This is a genomic window from Pantoea agglomerans NBRC 102470, assembly GCF_001598475.1.
GTDB classification, from domain to species: domain Bacteria; phylum Pseudomonadota; class Gammaproteobacteria; order Enterobacterales; family Enterobacteriaceae; genus Pantoea; species Pantoea agglomerans.
In genome coordinates this window covers 184,432-196,952 of sequence record NZ_BCZA01000004.1, presented here as the reverse complement: position 1 = coordinate 196,952, position 12,521 = coordinate 184,432, and the positions used below count along the sequence as shown (strand labels likewise).

Below are 12,521 nucleotides of genomic sequence, written 5' to 3'. Positions count from 1 at the left end.
CGGACTTAGCTGACTTCAGTTTTGTGTTTGTCGATGTGGCCCAGCGTACGATCCGGGAAGCAGATGTCCCGCACACGCTGTTTCAGCGTGGTTGCATCCGGGAAGCCACCATCCCGCTTACGTTCCCACAGCAGATGCTCATCCAGCGTAATCTCAAAGATACCGCCGGTGCCCGGTTTCAGCGTCACTTCCGCCAGATCCTCAGCGAAGGTATGCAGAAGTTCCTGTGCCATCCACGCTGACCGCATCAGCCAGTTGCATTGCATACAGTAGTGAATAACAACCACAGGTTTTTGCGCCATAACTCTATTCCTTTACGTGTTGATAAATGCCAATGCATTCGGGTTAACAATTTGTGCGCTGTGGTTATTTATGAATTCATAAATCTATTTAAAAAAATGCTTAATTGCGTCTGACCAGGTGCGATCTTTACTTCATCCACATGCTGTTCTGCTTTTTTACGGCTTTTATGCAGAGCCGTTTTTGTGATGCCAGCAAGCAAGTGAGCGAATACTAACAATTAATCAGGCAATTCGCGCCTATGTCACCACGTTTTCGGAGATTGACGCAACCGCGTCAGTTTTAGCAGATGTTGCTCGCCACCCTGTTTCAGGCCGCCTGTGCATCTGTCGCAGAGAGGCCATCCGGCGGGGTGACCCGCGCTGACAACTGAAACCACAGTACCGAACAAAGATTTAAAAAATGCTGACGCACAGCTCCCATCCTCTATTGCTGAGGGATAGAGGCGACGAGTAAAGTGACCGTTATTCTGCGGGTAAATCCGACCGTTTCGCTTTAAAAACATCGCCTTGCGCGGTTTTATTCGCTGATTTTGCGCTATACCTGGAGTTCCGGACAGATTCAAGGAGACCATAATGGCAAAATCATTAGATCAGACCGCTGAGCAACTGGGGAATATTTTACTCTCTTCCGGACTTCATCTGGCGACCGCCGAATCCTGTACCGCCGGGCTGATCAGCATGACGCTGGCCGCGGTGGAAAACAGCGGAGATTTTTATACCAGCGGCTTTGTGACCTACAGCGAAAATGCCAAAATCCGTCTGCTGGGGGTGCGCCCTGACACGCTGAAACAGCATACGGCGGTGAGCGAACAGACGGCGCGGGAGATGGTGCAGGGCGCCTGCGCCCGCTCTGGCGAGCCGGTGGGATTATCTATTACCGGCTATGCCGGACCTGATGGCGGCGAAGATGGTACACCGGCGGGCACCATCTGGTTTGGCTGGGTATTGCCCGACGGCAGAGATGAAGCGGAATGCCATCAGTTCAGCGGCGATCCGAAATCGGTGATGGAGCAGGGGACACAGTTCGCGCTGGAAGGACTCATAAAACGGCTGCAGCGAGCCGATCGTTAAAGGCGCGAAACGCGCCTTTAAACAGACTTAGCGGCAGTCGACAATCAGACGTCCCTGCACTTTGCCATCCAGCAATGCCTGCGCACCTTCTCTGGCTTCACTTAGCAGGATCACCCGGCTCAGCTTACTGAGCCGTTCGCTATCCATCAGCTCACCGAGTCGTTGCCACGCCTGCTGACGAAGCGGCTTCGGACACATCACGCTATCGACACCGGCCAGCGTAACGCCACGCAAAATAAAGGGTGCGACGCTGGCTGGCAGGTCGAGTCCCTGCGCCATACCACAGGCGGCCACCGCGCCGTCGCGCTGGGTGGCGGCCAGCACATTCGCCAGGGTGTGACTGCCTACGCTGTCTATCGCGGCGGCCCAGCGCTCTTTTGCCAGTGGCTTGCCGGGTTGGGAGAGTTCTTCACGGTCAATGACCGATGCCGCGCCCAGCGTATCAATCAGATAGGCATGGTCGCTGGTGCGCCCGCTGGAAGCGATCACCTGATAACCCAGACGCGCCAGCAGGCTGACGCTATAGCTGCCGACGCCGCCACTGGCACCGGTTACCAGTACCGGCCCCTGTTCAGGTGTGATGCCCTGTTTTTCCAGCGCCATCACGCAGAGCATTGCGGTCAGTCCCGCTGTACCGATTGCCATGGTTTGCAGCGGACTCAGCGTGGCGGGCGGGCGCACCAGCCAGTCGCCGCTGACGCTGGCTTTCTGTGCCAGGCCGCCCCACTGTTTTTCGCCCACGCCCCAGCCCGTCAGCAGCGCCACATCATCCTCTTTCCAGTCGGGATGGCGGCTGGCCGTCACCCGGCCAACAAAATCAATACCTGGCACCATCGGGAACTGGCGCACAATCGGGCCTTTGTTACAGATAGCCAGGGCATCTTTGTAGTTCAGGGATGAGTAGCTGACGTCGAGCGTGACATCGTGGTCAGGCAGTTGAGATTCGGGGAGATCTTTCAGCAGGGAACGGTAACCTTGTTCGTCATTTTCAATGACCAGTGCCTTGAACATGCAGCCTCCGGCAGAGTGGGAAAGAGAAGATCAGTTTACGCCTGGCAGATGCAATGCGGTAGGGCAATGGCCCCGTCTCCCGGCAATGGAGACAACACGAGCGGAAAAACAGGCTGACAGCGGCAGTGAGTTAAGTGCATAAATCTGCATATAATTCAGATAATTAGTCGTATTGTGAATTTTTTATGATAAATAGACTATAAAAATCATGTTGTTACATGCGAAGAGGGTGACTGAATAATTACCTGGTTCGGGTTGTCCATGCCTGAAAAAGATGACATTATGACCGCCACTTTTTGACCCTGCTTCTTTGCCACAGAGGACGTCGCCATGTCCGGTTCACCGCGCATCCGCCCGGATTACCGTTCGCTTTTTCCGGCGCTCACCGGGTTATCCTCTTTTCCGATATCTCCGTTATTCACCATGCGGTGAGGCCAGCCAGGCAGCGGCTATGGATCTGCTCTCCACGGGCTGCGTAACGCCTTCTGACTGTTAAGTATTCGCCGGGGCACTGTCCCCATAATTGTGCCTCTGGCACTTCCTCCCTGACGTTAGGGATTCTGTTATGACTCCACTGAAAATTGCTGCCAGCGCCGCTGTGGCGCCCAGTCTGACCCTGAACACTGCGCGAGACGTGGTGACGCTGGATAACACCGACTTCACCGATGTGGCGGCGGTTGTCGTCTCGCTGGCGGATACCCGTAGCGGCGTGCTGGCGCTGCTGCGTCATACCGGCTTTAATTTGCCGGTATTTGTCGCTAACGCGTTTGAAGAAGAGGTGATGCACCTGCCCGGCGTCAGCGGTGAGCTGAATGGCGATCCGCAGGAGTGGATCGCGCTGGAAGCGGCTGCGCAGGCGTATGAAGCGGCGCTGCTGCCCCCTTTCTTCGAAACGCTGACCCGCTATGTCGATATGCAGAACAGCACCTTTGCCTGTCCCGGACATCAGGGCGGTGCGTTCTTTAAAAAGCATCCGGCGGGCAAACAGTTTTATGACTTCTACGGCGAGAATGTTTTCCGGTCTGATATGTGCAATGCCGATGTCAAACTGGGCGATCTGCTGATCCACGAAGGCTCGGCTAAAGATGCGCAGAAGTATGCGGCAAAGGTGTTTAACGCCGATAAAACCTACTTTGTGCTCAACGGCACCTCAAGTGCCAACAAAGTGGTGACCAATGCGCTGCTGACGCGTGGCGATCTGGTGCTGTTCGACCGCAACAATCACAAGTCGAACCATCATGGCGCGCTGATTCAGGCGGGCGCGACCCCGGTTTATCTTGAAGCGACGCGCAATCCTTTCGGCTTTATTGGCGGCATTGACGCGCACTGTTTTGATGAGGCTTATCTGCGCGAGCAGATCGCGGCCGTGGCTCCGCAGCGCGCGGCTGAAGAGCGGCCTTTCCGTCTGGCGATCATCCAGCTGGGCACCTACGACGGCACGGTCTACAACGCGCGCCAGGTAGTGGATCGCATCGGCCATCTGTGTGATTACATCCTGTTTGATTCCGCGTGGCTCGGCTATGAGCAGTTCATTCCACTGATGGAAGGCTGTTCGCCGCTGACCCTGCAACTGAATGAGAACGATCCCGGCATTTTTGTCACGCAGTCAGTGCATAAGCAGCTGGCAGGTTTTTCGCAGACTTCGCAGATCCATAAAAAAGATAATCATATTCGCGGACAGCGCCGCTTCTGCCCGCATAAGCGACTGAATAACGCTTTTATGCTGCACGCATCCACCAGTCCGTTTTATCCGCTGTTTGCCGCGCTGGATATCAACGCCAGAATGCATCAGGGGGAAGCGGGGCGTCGTATGTGGGATGAGTGCGTCACGCTGGGTATTGAGGCGCGTAAAGCGATCCTGGATCGCTGTGAGATGATCCTGCCGTTTGTGCCGGAGACGGTAGATGGTCAGCGCTGGCAGGATGCGCCCACTGAGACGATCGCCCGCGATCTGCGCTACTTCAGCTTTGAACCGCAGGCGAAGTGGCACGGTTTCGCGGGCTATGCGCGCGATCAGTATCGGGTGGATCCCTGCAAGCTGCTGCTGACCACGCCGGGGATTGATGCGGCCAGCGGTGAGTATAGTGATTTCGGGATTCCGGCGACCATTCTGGCGAACTATCTGCGCGAAAACGGCATTGTGCCGGAGAAGTGCGATCTCAACTCAATCCTGTTCCTGCTGACCCCGGCAGAGAGTCCGGAGAAGATGGCCAATCTGGTGGCGATGCTGGCGCAGTTCGAGCAGCACGTCAAAGAGGATGCGCCTCTGGCCGAAGTGCTGCCGACCATTTACCGCAAAAATGCCGAACGCTATGCCGGGTATACCCTGCGTCGCCTCTGTCAGGAGATGCACGACCTTTACGTCAGTCACAACGTCAAGGATCTGCAGCGCCTGATGTTCCGCGCCGCGGAGTTCCCGCCTGTCAGGGTGAATCCGCAGGATGCGCATCAGGCTTATATTCGCGGCGAAGTGGAGCTGGTGCCGATAGCCGAAGCGCAAGGCCGGGTTGCCGCAGAAGGTGCACTGCCTTATCCACCGGGTGTGCTGTGCGTAGTACCAGGGGAAGTCTGGGGCGGCGCGGTGCAGCGTTACTTCCTGGCGCTGGAAGAGGGGCTTAATCTGCTGCCTGGCTTCTCGCCAGAGCTGCAGGGCGTTTACACCGAAGAGGATGACCAGGGACGGAAGTATCTGGTGGCCAATATGATAGTGGGGCGCTGATCTGAGCGTGGGCAGAGGCGGGTAGCGGCCCGCCTGCCTTTTTGTTCGCTGCGCGAACGGGGCTGAGAAGGTTTCGCCTGGCAGGCCCTGGGTTCGCTGCGCGAACGGGCTATGAGAGATTTTCGTTCGCCTGGTAAGCCGGGCAGTTTCAGATTCGCCTCTGCAGGCGACCGACAAGGGGGCGCCAGTCGCCGCGCCCCCTTGACCCCGGGCTCCGGCCTGCTTCACCGCCGCTTCGCGGTCCCTTCGCTACTTCAGGATTTCTCACGGACCGGCGGGACGCGCCATCCATGGCGCGAACCCGCCTCTTCGCGACATCCCTGTCGCTCGTCCTGAAATCCCTCATCCGCTCAGCGGTTCTGACGGCCTCCTTACCCCCCTCGCTGTTATCTCTGCTTTTTTATGGCAGGTTCGCTGTCGCTGTAAGTTTCCGGGATGGTCTTCGCTATCAGACCATCAGACAGCACGGCAACAGCGAAATGAAAAGATAATTACAGGCGGGGGTTTGGGAGAGGCGTCCGAAGCGCTGAGGAACAACCGGAGGCCAGGATGAGCCGACAGGACGCGGCGAAAGGACGGCCTCCCTAAACCCCCTGCTGTTATCTCTTCTCAAAATATTCAGTAACTTATCGCTGAAGATTTTCGAGATTGTCTTTGGCTTTCAGGCCAGCAGACGACACTTCATCCCAGAATATAAAAGATATTACAGGCGAGGGGTTTGGGAGAGGCGTCCGAAGCGCTGAGGAACAACCGGAGGCCAGGATGAGCCGACAGGACGTCGGCGAAAGGACGGCACGAGCCAGGGATGGCGAGTCCGGACGGTCCGTCGGCTGCAGGGCGTGACGAAGGTACCCCGCACAGCGGGGCGCGCAGGCAGCCGGACGCCGGGATTATTAAGGGGCGGGCGTCCGCCCCTTAATACGTCCGCCTGCTCGGGCGATCTGAAACTCCTGACCGCCTGGCGGGCGGAACCCGCTCAGTGCATACCCGCGGCTAAGCGAACGAAACCTTCTCATAGCCTGTTCGCGCAGCGAACAATCCCAGCTTCAGGCGCTTCACTCCTGATCGCCTGGCAGGCGGAACCCGCTCGGTGCATACCCGCTGCTAAGCGAACGAAACCTTCTCATAGCCCGTTCGCGCAGCGAACACTCCCCCGCTTTAGCGCTGAGCCAATCAGAATCCCCGATAACTCTTCTGCGCGGTACTCACCTTATAAAGATAACGACGCGATTCCGCCGACGGATGCTGGTTCGCCAGGGTCGAATAAACCTTGCTCGGTGACATGCCGTTAATCATCGAAAACGCTCGATCTTTATCGCTGGAGAAGACGCGCAGCACGCTGCCTGCGCCGCCGTTATAGGCGGTGATCACCGCATAACGACGTGACACCGGATCCTGAATGCCGCCCAGATAGCTACGCTGCAACAGCGACAGATAAGCGGTACCCGCATCAATATTGTTCTCCGGATCCAGCAGATAGCTGCGGCTCGGCTTGCCCCATTTACCCTTCATGCGGAACACGTCAACACCGGCAGTATGCTGCACCACCTGCATCAGACCCAGCGCATCAGAATGGCTCACGGCGTAGGGGTTAAAGCTCGACTCGGTCTGCATAATCGCCAGAATCAACGAGGCATCGACACCATACTGATCGGCGGCTTTACGCACCATCGGCAGGTATTTGTGCGCACGCTTATCCAGGTGATTCGGCACCATCGGAATCGAAATGGTGTAAATCACATGCAGACCCGAGGTGCGGCGCTGCAATTTATTCTGAATCAGATAGTCAGCAAAGGCTTCCGCGCGACCCTGCCAGCGAATCGGCTGACCGGTATTATCCAGCACCTGCCCATACAGCAACGGCTCTTTACTGATTTCAATATCGTTGGCGTCAGAGTAGAGATCGACATTACCCGGATCTTCACCAATCAACAGGGTGGTCACGATCGCCTGACGCAGGCTGGCCATAGGATCGGTGCCAGAAATCGTCTCGATGGTCAGCTTACCGCTTTCAAAGTTAATGTGGCTGCGGGTGTAATAGTTGTCGCTATATTTGACGTAATCTTTGGGTCCGGCGATCAGGACCTCATTGATACCCCAGATATTCTCAATATTATGAGCAAACTGCCCCATCAGAATATCAAAGGCGTTGGTATCTTTTACCCACTCCTCGTGGGACTGCTGTTTCTTTGACCCGGAACAGGAAACCAAAAGTGGTGCTATCACCAGCAGGGCGATTAATTTTTTATTCATTGGGAATGCAAGCCTGACCTGGATAACCGGCCTCAGCGATGAGGCCCGGAATGTTTACGCTTCTGGCGGTGTATAGCCTTCGATATGAACGTCTTTACCTTCGAACAGGAAATTGATCATCTCCTTCTCCAGCACTTTACGATCTTCGGGATTCATCATGTTGAGCTTCTTCTCGTTGATCAACATGGTCTGTTTCGCCATCCACTTCTGCCAGGCTTCTTTGGAAATGTCGTTGTAAATGCGCTTACCCAGATCGCCCGGGTAGAGCTGAAAATCCTGTCCTTCCGCGTCGCGCTGTAAAAAAGTACAAAAAATAGTGCGGCTCATTATTCTTCCTCATTAATCTCACAACTGTTCAAAGCCAGTTGTCGGGGATGGCGCAGCTCGTGTAACAGGCGCTCAACGGGTGCGGCTAATCCCACAGATGGTGGCAGCGCTAAGTTATACCAGAGACCGCCTGCTTCATCCATCGCCGCCCCGACAGAAGGCCACGTCAGCCACATTGGCACGATATCGAGATGGAAATGGCTGAAGGTGTGACGGAACGCAGTAAGCTGCTGCGGTTTTGCATGGATGCCGCGGGCCGCCAGCCAGTCGGTCATCGCCGCTTCCGTAGTGAACTGCGGGAAGCAGAACAGGCCGCCCCACAAGCCCACAGGCGGGCGCTGCTCCAGCCAGACATCATCACCATCCTGCATCATCAGGAACCAGCCGCTGCGCTCTGGCAGCACCTGCTTAGGCTTCTTACCGGGATAGCTCGCCCAGCTGCTGCTGGCATACGCCTCACAACCGCTGTTCAGCGGGCAGATTTCGCACTTCGGCTTTGATCGGGTACAGACGATAGCGCCCAGATCCATCATCGCCTGATTAAACTGGCTGACGCCCTCGGCGGGTGTGACCTCTTCGCTGATCTGCCAGAGCCGCTTTTCGACCTCTTTCTTACCCGGCCAGCCGCTGACAGCATAGCAACGGGCCAGCACGCGCTTGACGTTGCCATCCAGAATCGGGAAATGCTGCCCCAGTGACAGCGACAGGATCGCGCCCGCCGTGGAGCGGCCTACGCCGGGCAGGGCAGAGACATCATCGAAATTACGCGGGAACTCGCCCTGATGAACCTCGACAATCTGCTTTGCGGCTTTATGCAGATTACGCGCACGGGCGTAGTAGCCGAGGCCGGTCCAGAGATGTAACACCTCATCCAGCGGAGCCGCAGCCAGATCGATGACCGTGGGGAAGCGCGCCATAAAGCGTTCAAAATAGGGAATAACCGTGGCAACCTGGGTTTGCTGTAGCATCACTTCGGAGAGCCACACCTTGTAAGGCGTTTTCTCCAGCTGCCACGGCAGGGTTTTGCGACCAAAGCGCTGATACCAGTCCAGCACCTGTTGCGCGAACTGCGGCGCTTGCATCATAAGAAGGAAATTTTCCGTGTTTACTCTACACTCAGGCAGGAATTCCAGCACATGCGCACCTGGGTGTAAACCGGAAGATTGCAAAGGCTTGCTTCTGCTTATGAACTTTGCATAATGCCCGTTTCCCGGAACAGGCTAACCAGCAGGCTTTTACATGATTAATGACGTCATCACCCCAGAATTTGATGAGAACGGGCGGCCATTACGCCGGATCCGCAGCTTTGTGCGCCGCCAGGGCCGCTTAACCAAAGGCCAGCAGCAGGCGCTGGACACCCTGTGGCCGGTCATGGGGGTGGAATATCAGCCGGAGCCTGTCGATCTGCCCGCGCTGTTTGGCCGCGAAGCCCCGGTGACGCTGGAAATTGGCTTTGGCATGGGCGCTTCGCTGGTAACGATGGCGCAGAACACGCCGCATCAGAACTTCCTGGGTATTGAAGTGCATGCGCCGGGCGTGGGTGCCTGTCTGGCCGCCGCCAAAGAAGCCGATGTGCAGAACCTTCGGGTGATGTGCCATGACGCGGTGGAAGTGCTGGAGAAGATGATTCCGGATAACTCGCTGCGCATGGTTCAGCTCTTCTTCCCCGATCCGTGGCATAAAGCGCGTCACAATAAACGCCGTATCGTCCAGGTGCCTTTTGCCGAGCTGGTGATGCGTAAACTGAAGCTGGGCGGCGTTTTCCACATGGCGACCGACTGGGAAGCCTACGCGGAGCATATGCTGGAAGTGATGAACAGCATCGATGGTTACCGCAACCAGTCAGAACAACAGAATTATGTGCCGCGTCCTGAGACGCGTCCACTGACCAAGTTTGAGCAGCGCGGGCAGCGTTTAGGCCACGGCGTATGGGATTTAATGTTTGAGAGGGTGAAATAATGGCCACACAACGCAGCCGCCGTTTACGTAAAAAACTGCACATCGATGAGTTTCAGGAACTGGGCTTCTCGGTTGCCTGGCGCTTCCCGGAAGGCACCAGCGAAAGCGAAATTGATGAGACGCTGAACCAGTTCATCAATGAAGCGATCGACCCTAACGGCCTGGCCTTCGATGGCAGCGGTTACCTGGTGTGGGAAGGTCTGGTTTGCCTGCAGAAAACCGGCAAATGCACCGATGAGCATCGTGCTCTGGTTCGTAAATGGCTGGAAGATCGCAAGCTGCAGGACGTTCAGATGACTGAACTCTTTGACGTCTGGTGGGACTAAGTCGTCACACAGTGTCGGGCTGAGGCCCGATCAAAGGGTTTCAGACCCGATCTTAGGGAGTAGATATGATGCGTAAAGCGCTTCTTGCTGTGCTGCTGGTGGCAGCAACCCAGGCTCAGGCAGCCTATGAATGCAGCGTTAAGCCGCAGGACGATGTGGTGATTAAGCCGCAGAGCGTGCAGGTGGTCGGTGCCAACGGCAATATGGAAATCTCGCCGCAGGGCGACGTGCAGTTCAATGGACAGAAGGTCACGCTCGATACGGCCGGACGCCAGAAAGCGATCGACTATCAGAACGCGCTGCGTCGCGATCTGCCGTGGATCGACAGCGGGGCGACATCACGTCTGGAGAAAGGGCGTGCGGCACTGGATCAGGTCATCGTTGAAAAACTGGGCACCGACAGCAACGTGCGTAATCGCCTGACCACGCTGAATGGTCAGCTGAAACAGCAGATGAACCGCATCATTGAACACCGTGAAGATGGGCTGACGTTCCACCATCAGGCGATTGATCAGGTTCGCGCCGAAGGTGAAAGGCTGGTGCAGTCGACGCTTGGCGGCGTGATGCAGGATAGCCTGAACGAGATGGGCAGTAAGCAGGGCAGCGGCGGCAGTAATCCGCTGCAGGCGATTATGGGTAATCTGGGCGGGTTGCAGCAGTCGATTCAGGCTGAGTGGAGCAAGCAGGAGCAGGATTTCCAGAACTTCGGTCACGAGGTGTGTAATCGCGTTATTTCGCTGGAAGATCAGCGTAAACAGCTTACCGGCGCACTGAAAAAATAGCTCAACGCCTCAGCCTGTCGGGCTGAGGCGCTTTTGTTACTCTTCCGCTAAGAACAGCTCCAGCAGCGAATTCAGGAACAGCTTCCCTTTCTCCGTAATCTGCCACTGCTCCGCGGTTTCAGTCACGTAACCCGCGGCAATCGCGGCATCCATCTGCGGACGGATGATCTGCTCTGATAAACCGGTATAGCGGCTGAACTCGTCGCGCGGCGCGGCTTCCAGCAGGCGAAAGCGGTTCATGAAATATTCAAACGGCTTGTCGCTATCGGCAACGTCATACTGCTTTTCGCGGTAGTTCCCCTGCATAAATCCACGCGGATGACGGGTTTTCACCGTGCGGACTATGCGGCCATCCGGTTGCGTCAGCTTGCCGTGTGCGCCACACCCAATCCCCAGATAGTCGCCAAAGCGCCAGTAATTGAGGTTGTGCTCACAGCGATAACCCGGCTTCGCGTAGGCAGAGGTCTCATACTGCTGATAACCGGCAGCCTGCAACAGCTGATCGCCCTGTTCGAAAATATCCCATAGCGCATCATCATCCGGCAGCACCGGCGGGCGTGAGCCAAACAGGGTGTTGGGTTCAATCGTGAGCTGATACCAGGAGAGATGCGGTGGATTAAGCGCAATCGCCTGACGTAAATCATCGAGCGCCTCTTCCAGCGACTGATCGGGCAGGCCATGCATCAGGTCAAGGTTAAAACTGCGCAGCGACAGCGACTCGGCCAGTTCGGCGGCGCGGACCGCCTCTTCCGGGCCGTGAATACGGCCAAGGCGTTGCAGCTTTTGCGGACTGAAACTCTGTACGCCAATCGAAATACGGTTGATACCGGCGCGCTGATAGGCGCTGAACCGGTCCGCTTCCACGGTGCCCGGATTGGCTTCCATGGTCACTTCCGCATCGGGCGAGAGCGTCAGACGCTCCCGCACACCATCCATCAGCATCTGCATCGCGCTGCTGCTCAGCAGGCTGGGCGTGCCGCCACCGATGAAGATCGTGCGCACTTCCCGGCCATTGATCAGCGGTAAATCGATCTCCAGATCGCGCAGCAGGTGCTGCACGTATTCAACGTGCGGCACCTCATCTTTCAGCGCGTGGGAATTAAAATCACAGTAAGGACATTTCTGTACGCACCACGGAATGTGGATATAGAGACTTAACGGCGGCAGATTAGGCATTACGCATCGCTTCCAGCAACAGCGTCAATGCTTTACCCCGGTGAGAAACTGCACCTTTTTCCGCTTTACTCAGTTCGGCCGCGGTTTTACCCAGTGCCGGGACAAAGAAAATCGGGTCGTAACCAAAACCACCGGCACCAGCGGCGGCGCGGGTGATCTCACCCTGCCAGCTGCCATGGAACACCAGCGGGGTCGGATCTTCCGCATGACGCAGATAGACCAGCACGCAGTGAAATTGTGCCTGGCGCTGACCGTCCGGTACGTTTTCCAGCGCCTGCAGCAGCTTCTCCAGGTTCTGTTGATCGCTGGCCTCTTCACCGGCGTAGCGCGCCGAGTAGATGCCGGGCGCGCCGCCCAGCGCATCTACGGCCAGGCCGGAATCATCGGCAATAGCCGGTAATCCGGTGATCTGTGCCGCGTGACGCGCCTTGAGAATCGCGTTCTCAATAAAGGTCAGGCCGGTCTCTTCCGCCGATTCAACCCCAAGGTCGGTCTGTGCGACGATATCCAGACCAAAGGCGGAGAGTAACTCCGCCAGCTCACGCACTTTGCCGGGATTGCCGGTTGCGAGGACAACTTTTTGCATAACAGTTCC

General features: G+C 56.7%; 12 protein-coding genes. 5 read left to right on the top strand and 7 right to left on the bottom strand.

What is annotated here, in order from left to right; translation table 11 throughout:
* Positions 1-5 precede the first annotated feature (5 nt).
* Positions 6-302 (bottom strand): Rdx family protein, encoded by a 297-nt coding sequence (locus tag PAG01S_RS09400; RefSeq protein WP_010248912.1) that lies wholly within the window; start codon positions 300-302, stop codon positions 6-8.
* A gap of 573 nt (positions 303-875) precedes the next feature.
* Here PAG01S_RS09400 and PAG01S_RS09395 point away from each other — a divergent pair.
* On the top strand, positions 876-1,373 hold the full coding sequence (locus PAG01S_RS09395; protein ID WP_010671076.1) for a CinA family protein: 498 nt from the start codon (positions 876-878) through the stop codon (positions 1,371-1,373).
* Between the two features lie 27 nt (positions 1,374-1,400).
* On the opposite strand, the gene acuI is transcribed toward PAG01S_RS09395, so the two are convergent.
* Positions 1,401-2,384: an acrylyl-CoA reductase (NADPH) gene (gene acuI, locus PAG01S_RS09390; RefSeq protein ID WP_062758396.1), complete on the bottom strand. Its 984-nt coding sequence runs from the start codon at positions 2,382-2,384 to the stop codon at positions 1,401-1,403.
* Between the two features lie 565 nt (positions 2,385-2,949).
* On the opposite strand from acuI, the gene PAG01S_RS09385 reads away from it, so the two are divergent.
* On the top strand, positions 2,950-5,103 hold the full coding sequence (locus PAG01S_RS09385) for an ornithine decarboxylase (RefSeq protein WP_022623848.1): 2,154 nt from the start codon (positions 2,950-2,952) through the stop codon (positions 5,101-5,103).
* Between the two features lie 1,173 nt (positions 5,104-6,276).
* On the opposite strand, the gene mltC is transcribed toward PAG01S_RS09385, so the two are convergent.
* Genes mltC through mutY form a run of 3 tightly spaced genes read right to left on the bottom strand, consistent with a single transcriptional unit; the run spans position 6,277 to position 8,768 of the window.
* On the bottom strand, positions 6,277-7,356 hold the full coding sequence (gene mltC / locus PAG01S_RS09380) for a membrane-bound lytic murein transglycosylase MltC (RefSeq protein WP_010248892.1): 1,080 nt from the start codon (positions 7,354-7,356) through the stop codon (positions 6,277-6,279).
* Between the two features lie 54 nt (positions 7,357-7,410).
* A complete protein-coding gene (locus tag PAG01S_RS09375; protein ID WP_003853409.1) occupies positions 7,411-7,683 on the bottom strand; it encodes an oxidative damage protection protein in 273 nt (90 codons plus the stop codon).
* Positions 7,683-8,768: an A/G-specific adenine glycosylase gene (gene mutY / locus PAG01S_RS09370; protein WP_045139639.1), complete on the bottom strand. Its 1,086-nt coding sequence runs from the start codon at positions 8,766-8,768 to the stop codon at positions 7,683-7,685. Before mutY ends, PAG01S_RS09375 begins: the two co-directional genes overlap by 1 nt.
* Positions 8,769-8,922: 154 nt before the next feature.
* Between mutY and trmB the strand changes: the two genes are divergently transcribed.
* The 3 genes from trmB (at position 8,923) to PAG01S_RS09355 (ending at position 10,750) form a co-directional block, all read left to right on the top strand.
* On the top strand, positions 8,923-9,642 hold the full coding sequence (trmB, locus tag PAG01S_RS09365) for a tRNA (guanosine(46)-N7)-methyltransferase TrmB (RefSeq protein ID WP_010248887.1): 720 nt from the start codon (positions 8,923-8,925) through the stop codon (positions 9,640-9,642).
* On the top strand, positions 9,642-9,968 hold the full coding sequence (locus PAG01S_RS09360) for a YggL family protein (RefSeq protein WP_003853403.1): 327 nt from the start codon (positions 9,642-9,644) through the stop codon (positions 9,966-9,968). Before trmB ends, PAG01S_RS09360 begins: the two co-directional genes overlap by 1 nt.
* Positions 9,969-10,033: 65 nt before the next feature.
* Positions 10,034-10,750, top strand: coding sequence for a YggN family protein (locus tag PAG01S_RS09355; protein WP_010248885.1), 717 nt, complete (start codon positions 10,034-10,036; stop codon positions 10,748-10,750).
* 36 nt (positions 10,751-10,786) lie between these two features.
* On the opposite strand, the gene hemW is transcribed toward PAG01S_RS09355, so the two are convergent.
* Both hemW and PAG01S_RS09345 read right to left on the bottom strand, forming a co-directional pair.
* Positions 10,787-11,926: a radical SAM family heme chaperone HemW gene (gene hemW, locus PAG01S_RS09350; protein ID WP_062758394.1), complete on the bottom strand. Its 1,140-nt coding sequence runs from the start codon at positions 11,924-11,926 to the stop codon at positions 10,787-10,789.
* Positions 11,919-12,512, bottom strand: a complete 594-nt coding sequence (locus PAG01S_RS09345) for an XTP/dITP diphosphatase (protein ID WP_010671072.1) — start codon at positions 12,510-12,512, stop codon at positions 11,919-11,921. The genes hemW and PAG01S_RS09345 overlap by 8 nt, the downstream gene beginning before the upstream one ends.
* Positions 12,513-12,521 lie beyond the last annotated feature (9 nt).

What these genes read in the sequence shown, in the direction of transcription:
- hemW (WP_062758394.1), bottom strand. Translation starts at nt 11,926, where the DNA reads ATGCCTAATCTGCCGCCGTTAAGTCTCTATATCCACATTCCGTGGTGC.
- PAG01S_RS09400 (WP_010248912.1), bottom strand. Translation starts at nt 302, where the DNA reads ATGGCGCAAAAACCTGTGGTTGTTATTCACTACTGTATGCAATGCAAC.
- PAG01S_RS09360 (WP_003853403.1), top strand. Translation starts at nt 9,642, where the DNA reads ATGGCCACACAACGCAGCCGCCGTTTACGTAAAAAACTGCACATCGAT.
- acuI (WP_062758396.1), bottom strand. Translation starts at nt 2,384, where the DNA reads ATGTTCAAGGCACTGGTCATTGAAAATGACGAACAAGGTTACCGTTCC.
- PAG01S_RS09385 (WP_022623848.1), top strand. Translation starts at nt 2,950, where the DNA reads ATGACTCCACTGAAAATTGCTGCCAGCGCCGCTGTGGCGCCCAGTCTG.
- mltC (WP_010248892.1), bottom strand. Translation starts at nt 7,356, where the DNA reads ATGAATAAAAAATTAATCGCCCTGCTGGTGATAGCACCACTTTTGGTT.
- trmB (WP_010248887.1), top strand. Translation starts at nt 8,923, where the DNA reads ATGATTAATGACGTCATCACCCCAGAATTTGATGAGAACGGGCGGCCA.
- mutY (WP_045139639.1), bottom strand. Translation starts at nt 8,768, where the DNA reads ATGATGCAAGCGCCGCAGTTCGCGCAACAGGTGCTGGACTGGTATCAG.
- PAG01S_RS09395 (WP_010671076.1), top strand. Translation starts at nt 876, where the DNA reads ATGGCAAAATCATTAGATCAGACCGCTGAGCAACTGGGGAATATTTTA.
- PAG01S_RS09375 (WP_003853409.1), bottom strand. Translation starts at nt 7,683, where the DNA reads ATGAGCCGCACTATTTTTTGTACTTTTTTACAGCGCGACGCGGAAGGA.
- PAG01S_RS09355 (WP_010248885.1), top strand. Translation starts at nt 10,034, where the DNA reads ATGATGCGTAAAGCGCTTCTTGCTGTGCTGCTGGTGGCAGCAACCCAG.
- PAG01S_RS09345 (WP_010671072.1), bottom strand. Translation starts at nt 12,512, where the DNA reads ATGCAAAAAGTTGTCCTCGCAACCGGCAATCCCGGCAAAGTGCGTGAG.